We start from the raw sequence: 6,698 nt of genomic DNA, 5'->3' as shown, positions 1-6,698 counted from the left end.
GCTGGTTCGGGCCGGCGTCGCAGGCGGTGCACGCCGGGTCCCGGTTCACCCCGCTGCTCGGGCGCCTCCCCGGCGCGGGCCGCGTGCTGGACGCCGTCGCCGGGTTCGTGACGCGGCGCATGCCCGCCGAGCCGTCGGCGTCGGTGATCGCGGGCATCACGTCGCACTTCACCGCGGAGGTGTTCGACGCGGGCGGCACGCTGCTGGCGCGCACCCGCCTGACGTCGCCGGAGGCCTACGGGATCACGGCGGGCCTGCTGGCCTGGGGCGCGGGCCGCGCCTCCGAACACGGGGTGAAGGGCACTGGCTCGCTCGACGGCGTGGCCGCTTTCGGGCTCGACGAGATGGCGGCAGGCGCTGCCGAGGCGGGTATCTCCTAGGCGTCCCGCCGGACCTTCCGCGCCCACAGCAGCAGCGGGACCTGCATCGGCAGGCGTCCGTAGGCGATGGCGCGCTCACGGGGAGAGCGCGTGGACCGGTCGACGGCCATCTTGACGTTCGCGGGGAAGACGGCCACGAACAGCGCGGCGGCGGCGAGCGCGCCCAGCCGACGCGTGCGGGGCACGGCCACCGCGACGGCCACCCCGATCTCGGCCACGCCGGAGGCCAGCACCCAGAACCGCGCGGTGCCCGGCAGCTGCGTCGGCACCATGGGGTCGTAGAACCGGGGCGAGACGAAGTGCGTGACGCCCCCGCCGGCGAGGAACGCGGTCATCGCGAGAGCGGCCGACTGCCGGGGGAGCCTCATGGTGATGATCGTCGCACGGCTACTCTCCGCGCCGTGGCGAGAAGGGGCGGACGACCGGTCGTGGACCCGTCGCTGGTCGGGCCGATCCGCATGCCGGACACGGCGGCCACCCCGATCGTGTCGCTGCTGCGCCGCATCGCGATCGCCGTCGGCGCGCTCGTGGCCACCGCGCTGATCGTCTACTTCGGCCGCGACGGCTACATCGACAACAACAGCGACACCCCGATCAGCCTCGGTGACGCGTTCTACTACTCGACGGTGTCGGTCTCCACCACGGGCTACGGCGACATCGTGCCTGTCAGCCCGCTGGCCCGGACGCTCACCACGATCTTCGTGACGCCGCTGCGCCTGATCTTCCTCATCACCTTCGTCGGCACCACCGTGGAGCTGCTCACCGAGCGGTCGCGGCAGTCGTTCCGCATCCAACGCTGGAGGTCCCGCGTGCGCGACCACACCGTCGTCGTCGGCTACGGCACGAAGGGTCGTGCCGCGGTCGAGACCCTTCTGGGCGACGGAGCGGACCCCACGGACATCGTCGTCGTCGACACCGACCGCACCCAGCTCGACGCCGCGTCCGCGCTCGGGCTGGTGACGGTCACGGGCAACGCCACGCGGTCGTCGGTGCTGCGCATCGCGGGCGTGCCCCAGGCCAAGGCGATCGTCGTGGCGACGAACCGCGACGACACCGCCGTCCTCGTGACGTTGACGGCGCGTGAGCTCGCCCCGGACATCCGCATCGTCGCGTCGGTGCGGGAGTCGGAGAATGTGCACCTGCTGCGCCAGTCCGGGGCGACCTCGGTGATCGTCTCGGCGGAGACGGCGGGCCGGCTCCTCGGGGCGGCCACCACCACGCCCCGTGTCGTCGAGGTGATCGAGGACCTGCTGACCCCCGACGCCGGCTTCGCGATCAGCGAGCGGCAGATCGAGGACTCGGAGGTCGGCGGCTCACCGCGGCACCTGCCCGACATCGTGCTCGGCGTGGTCCGCGGCGACACGCTGCACCGCGTGGACGCCTCGGCCGTCGACGCCCTGGAGCGCGGCGACCGCCTGCTCTACGTCCGCAAGGCCAGCCAGCCCGACGAGAGCTGACGCACCACGCCTCAGGGGTTGCGCAGGCGCGCCCGCACCACCGAGCCGGCCGCGCCGCGGAGGGTCGCGTCGGGACCGAGGACCGAGCACCGGACGTCCACCGGTGGGCTGGTGAGCACGCGGGTCCGGAGCTCGCCCGCCACGGCGTCGCGAAGCGGCGCACCGAGCCGCGCGTAGAGCCCGCCCAGGACGACGACCGGCACGTCGAGCAGGTTGACGGCACCCGCGAGCGCCACCCCGAGCGCCCGCCCCGCCCCGTCGATCGCCGCCGCCGGAGCCGGTTCGGCGCGACGGCGGACGAGGTCCTCGACGTCGGCGGCACCTGCCGCCCGCACCAGCGCGTCCTGCCCGGCGGCCTGCTCCAGGCAGCCGCGCCCCCCGCAGCTGCACTCCGGCCCGTCCGGGTCGACGACGACGTGGCCGAGCTCGCCCGCCCGGCCACCGGGCCCGCGGAAGAGGTCCCCACCGAGCACGATCGCCCCGCCGACGCCGATCTCGCCGGAGACGTGCAGGACGTCCGGTGGCCCGCCACCGAACCAGAGCTCGGCGAGGGCGGCGAGGTCGGCCTCGTTGCCGGTGTCGACGGGCAGGCCGTCGAGGAGGTCGGACAGCATCCCGCCGACGCCGACGTCGATCCAGCGGGGCAGGTTGGGCGCGCGCTGCAGCTCGCCCTGCGGTCCGACGACACCGGGCAGCGCCACCCCCACCCCGACGACGGGCAGCCCGGCCTCCGCGATCACCTCGCGGGCCAGCACGGCGGCCCGTTCCAACCCGTCCGACGGCGGCCGGTCGCGGTGCGCGGAGGGCACCGTCCGCACCGCCCGCACGGCCCCGGACAGGTCGACGACGCACGCGCCGACGTGGTCCACGCCGATCTCGACGCCCAGCCCGGCGGGCCCCGACCGGTTGAGCTGCAGCGGGTTCGCGGGCCGGCCGGTCCCACCGCGGGCCGCGGCGAGCTCGGACACCAGGTCGGCGGCCAGCAGCTCGTCCACCAGCGACGACACGGTGCCCCGCGTCAGCCCGGTGAGCGCGGCGACGGCGGCCCGGGACACCGGCTCGCCCTCGGCCACCTCCCGGAGCACGAGTGCGAGGTTGTGGCGCCGGACCTCGGCCGCGCCCATCCGGCGAGGGCTCCGCGGCGCCTCCGTCGCGGGGGAGGCCGCCGCACGACCGGAGGGGACCAGCACGGGACCGTCCACGGCGCCGCCGCACTCGTGCGCCAGCTCGTGCCGGCTCGTGCGACCTTCCGTGTCGACTCGCGGGGTCACAGTTGCCGGACCGTCAGGTCGCGGGCCTGCGCGTAGCGGTCGCGGACCGCGGGGGTGGGATCGGCCTCGAACACCTCGGTGTCCGCCGCCGCCCACTCGGGCGGGGCAGAGGCACCCGACAGCACCCACGCGGCCTGCCGCGCTGCGCCGTCGGCCACGTACTCGCCGGGCGTCGGCCGCAGCACCGGACGTCCCAGCACGGCGGGCGCGATGCCGGCCACTGCGTCGGATCTCGCACCCCCGCCGATCAGGAACACCCGCTGCACCGGCACCCCCGCCGCGACCAGCGCGTCGAGGGCGTCGGCGAGTCCGCAGAGCAGCCCCTCGACGGCCGCCCGGGCCAGGTGGCCCGGGGTCGAGGTACCGAGCGTCAGGCCGTGAAATGCCCCGGTGGAATCGGGCTTGTTCGGCGTCCGCTCGCCCTCCAGGTACGGGACGAGCACGAGGCCGCCGGAGCCCGCCGGAGCGTCGAGCGCGAGTGCGGACAGCCCGGCGTGGTCGACCGACAGCATCGCCGCAGCGGCGTCGAGGACGCGGGCGGCGTTGAGCGTGCACACCAGCGGCAGGTGCTCGCCGCTCGCGGACGCGAACCCGGCGATGATCCCGGTCGGGTCCGCCGTCGCGGTCGGGCTCACCGCGGAGACGACGCCCGACGTGCCGAGCGAGATCACCACGTCGCCGGTCCGGGCGCCCAGCCCGAGCGCCGCCCCCGCGTTGTCGCCGGTGCCGGGGCCGAGCAGCATGCCGTCCGGCGTCCGGCCGGCCGGCTCCGACGGCCCGAGTACCCGCGGCAGCACGACGTCGCGGCGGCCCAGCCCGAGCGTGAGGAGGTCGGGCCGGTAGGCATTCGTGACGCCGGAGAAGTAGCCGGTGCCGGACGCGTCCCCGCGGTCGGTGACCAGGTCGTCGAGCACGCCGGTGCCGCGCAGCTTCCACGTCAGCCAGTCGTGGGGCAGGCACACCGCTGCCGTCCGGGCCGCGTTGTCGGGCTCGTGCGCGGCCAGCCAGCGCAGCTTCGTCACCGTGAACGAGGCGACCGGCAGGCTGCCGGTGGCCTCCGCCCACTCCTTCGCGCCCAGCTCCGCGACGAGGTCGTCCGCCGATGCCGCCGAGCGCGTGTCGTTCCACAGCAGCGCCGGGCGCACCACCTCGCCCGAGGAGTCCAGGCACACCATCCCGTGCTGCTGCCCGGCCACGGCGATCGCCTCGACGCCGTCGAGCCCGCCCGCGTCGGCGATCGCGGACTGCAGGGCGTCCCACCAGGCGGCGGGATCGACCTCCGTGCCGGTCGGGTGCTTCGCACCGCCCTCCCGGACCAGCGCCCCGGTGGCGGCGTCCCGGATGACGACCGTGCAGGACTGGGTGGACGAGTCGACGCCCGCGACGAGCGTCGGCGCTGACGGATCGCTCCCGGGCCCGCTCACCGCGCCCCCATCAGGTGCTCCACCGCCAGCTGGTTGAGCTTGCCGAAGCCGTAGCCGCGCTCGCCGGCCTTGGCGGCGTCGTAGTCCTCGAAGGCGGAGCGGTCGGCCACGAGGTCGGCCAGCGTCTCGCCTGCGTCGAGCGTGGGGGTGGACAGCTCGGCGACGCCCGCGGTGGCCAGCGCCTCGATCACCTCCGGGTCGGCCCGGAACGCCGCCACGCGCTCCTTGAGCAGCAGGTACACGCGCATGTTGGCGGCCGCGGAGTCCCAGACGCCGTTGACGTCCTCGGTGCGCAGCGGCTTGTAGTCGAAGTGGCGCGGGCCGTCGTAGGACGGGCCGCCGCCCGGCGCGCCGTGCTCGATGAGGTCGACGAGCGAGAACGCGTTGATCAGGTCGCCGTGGCCGAAGATGAGGTCCTGGTCGTACTTGATGCCCCGCTGGCCGTTGAGGTCGAGGTGGAAGAGCTTGCCCGCCCACAGCGCCTGCGCGATGCCTGCGGAGTAGTTGAGCCCGGCCATCTGCTCGTGCCCGACCTCGGGGTTCACACCCACGATGTCGCCGTGCTCCAGCCCCGCGATGAACGCGAGCGCGTGCCCGAGCGTGGGCAGCAGGATGTCGCCGCGCGGCTCGTTGGGCTTGGGCTCGATCGCGAAGCGGATGCCGTAGCCCTGCTCCTTGACGTACGCGGCGAGGGTGTCGATGCCCTCGCGGTAGCGGTCGAGCGCGGCCTGGATGTCCTTGCCGGAGTCGACCTCGGCGCCTTCCCGGCCACCCCAGAAGACGTACGTCGACGCACCGAGCTCGGCGGCCAGGTCCAGGTTGCGCACGATCTTCCGCAGTGCGAAGCGGCGGACGCCCCGGTCGTTGCTGGTGAACGCGCCGTCCTTGAACACGGGGTGGGTGAACGTGTTGGTGGTCATCATCGGGACGACGAGGCCGGTCTCGTCCAGCGCGGCGCGGAAGCGGGCGATCAGCCGGTCGCGCTCGCCGGCCTCGGTGCCGAACGGGATGAGGTCGTCGTCGTGGAACGTGACGCCCCACGCGCCCAGGTCCGAGAGCCGGTGCACCGACTCGACGGGGTCGAGTGCGGGGCGGGTGGCGGTGCCGAACGGGTCGGCGGCGGGCCACCCGACCGTCCAGAGCCCGAAGCTGAAGTGGTCCTCGCGGGTGGGCTGCGGCGCCATGCCGACTCCTTTGTTCGGGCATCGAACTAACAGGGTCACGGTAGCGTGCCGACCGTGCGTCTGGCTACGTGGAACGTGAACTCCGCCCTCTCCCGGCTGCCGCGGCTGCTGCCCTGGCTCGACGAGCGCGAGCCCGACGTCGTCTGCCTGCAGGAGACGAAGCTGTCGGACGAGGCGTTCGCCGAGACCTTCGACGAGCCGCTGCGCGAGCGCGGCTACGAGGTGGCCCACGTCGGGGAGGGCCGGTGGAACGGGGTGGCCCTGCTCTCGCGGGTCGGCCTCGACGACGTCGTCCGTGCGCTGCCCGGCGTACCCCGATTCGCCGACGCGGTGGAGGCCCGCGCCGTCACCGCCACGTGCGGCGGCCTGCGCGTGACCTCGGTGTACGTGCCCAACGGCCGCACCCCCGACGATCCCCACTACGCCTACAAGCTGGAGTGGCTCGCGGCGCTGGCAGCCTCCGTCACCGACCCGGCCACCACCGTGATCGCCGGCGACATGAACATCGCCCCCACCGACGACGACGTGTGGGACCTGACCCAGTTCGTCGGCTCCACCCACGTCACCCCGCAGGAGCGCAAGGCCCTCGCCGCGATCCAGGACACGGGCCTGCACGACGTGCTCCGCGAACGCTGGCCGTCGGAGCGCATCTACAGCTACTGGGACTACCGGGCCGGCCGCTTCCACCAGGACAAGGGCATGCGCATCGACCTCGTGCTCGCAGGGTCGGACCCGGCCGGGCGGGTGCAGGCCGCGTGGATCGACCGGCAGGCGCGCAAGGGCAAGGGTCCGAGCGACCACGCCCCGGTGATGGTGGACCTCGACACGGCCCCCGACGGCGACATCGGCCCGATGGTCCCGCCGCCCTCGGCTCGGCGCGCCTGACCCGCTGCCCTCGGCCCGGCGCGCTGACCCGCTGCCTTGCCGGGCGCGCCTGACCGCCGCGCCGCGGTCAGCGCCTCACCGGCCCGCCCTGCCTGTG

General features: G+C 74.6%; 7 protein-coding genes. 3 read left to right on the top strand and 4 right to left on the bottom strand.

The window, feature by feature from the left end:
- Positions 1-380: hypothetical protein (locus tag JWR81_RS14965; protein WP_297651880.1), on the top strand; the 380-nt coding region annotated here is incomplete at its 5' end.
- Here JWR81_RS14965 and JWR81_RS14960 read toward each other — a convergent pair.
- Positions 377-748 (bottom strand): MauE/DoxX family redox-associated membrane protein, encoded by a 372-nt coding sequence (locus JWR81_RS14960; protein ID WP_297651877.1) that lies wholly within the window; start codon positions 746-748, stop codon positions 377-379. The two genes, JWR81_RS14965 and JWR81_RS14960, sit on opposite strands and share 4 nt — an antisense overlap.
- A 90-nt stretch (positions 749-838) precedes the next feature.
- Here JWR81_RS14960 and JWR81_RS14955 point away from each other — a divergent pair, with 90 nt between their 5' ends.
- On the top strand, positions 839-1,837 hold the full coding sequence (locus JWR81_RS14955; protein WP_297651883.1) for a potassium channel protein: 999 nt from the start codon (positions 839-841) through the stop codon (positions 1,835-1,837).
- Between the two features lie 11 nt (positions 1,838-1,848).
- Here the strand turns inward: JWR81_RS14955 and JWR81_RS14950 are convergent, their stop codons facing one another.
- The 3 genes from JWR81_RS14950 to xylA form a co-directional block, all read right to left on the bottom strand.
- A complete protein-coding gene (locus JWR81_RS14950; RefSeq protein ID WP_297651874.1) occupies positions 1,849-2,961 on the bottom strand; it encodes an ROK family transcriptional regulator in 1,113 nt (370 codons plus the stop codon).
- 143 nt (positions 2,962-3,104) lie between these two features.
- Positions 3,105-4,532 carry a xylulokinase gene (gene xylB / locus JWR81_RS14945; protein ID WP_297651871.1) on the bottom strand — a complete coding sequence of 476 codons (1,428 nt, stop codon included), beginning with the start codon at positions 4,530-4,532 and terminating at the stop codon, positions 3,105-3,107.
- Positions 4,529-5,716: a xylose isomerase gene (xylA, locus tag JWR81_RS14940; protein WP_297651868.1), complete on the bottom strand. Its 1,188-nt coding sequence runs from the start codon at positions 5,714-5,716 to the stop codon at positions 4,529-4,531. The genes xylB and xylA overlap by 4 nt, the downstream gene beginning before the upstream one ends.
- Positions 5,717-5,761: 45 nt before the next feature.
- On the opposite strand from xylA, the gene JWR81_RS14935 reads away from it, so the two are divergent.
- Positions 5,762-6,601, top strand: a complete 840-nt coding sequence (locus JWR81_RS14935; RefSeq protein ID WP_297651865.1) for an exodeoxyribonuclease III — start codon at positions 5,762-5,764, stop codon at positions 6,599-6,601.
- The last annotated feature ends 97 nt before the right edge of the window (positions 6,602-6,698 follow it).

The sequence above is a fragment of the Pseudonocardia sp. genome (assembly GCF_025965585.1).
Lineage (GTDB): Bacteria > Actinomycetota > Actinomycetes > Mycobacteriales > Pseudonocardiaceae > Pseudonocardia.
The sequence above is the reverse complement of the archived record's forward strand: the minus strand, read 5'-3'. Positions and strand labels throughout refer to the sequence as shown.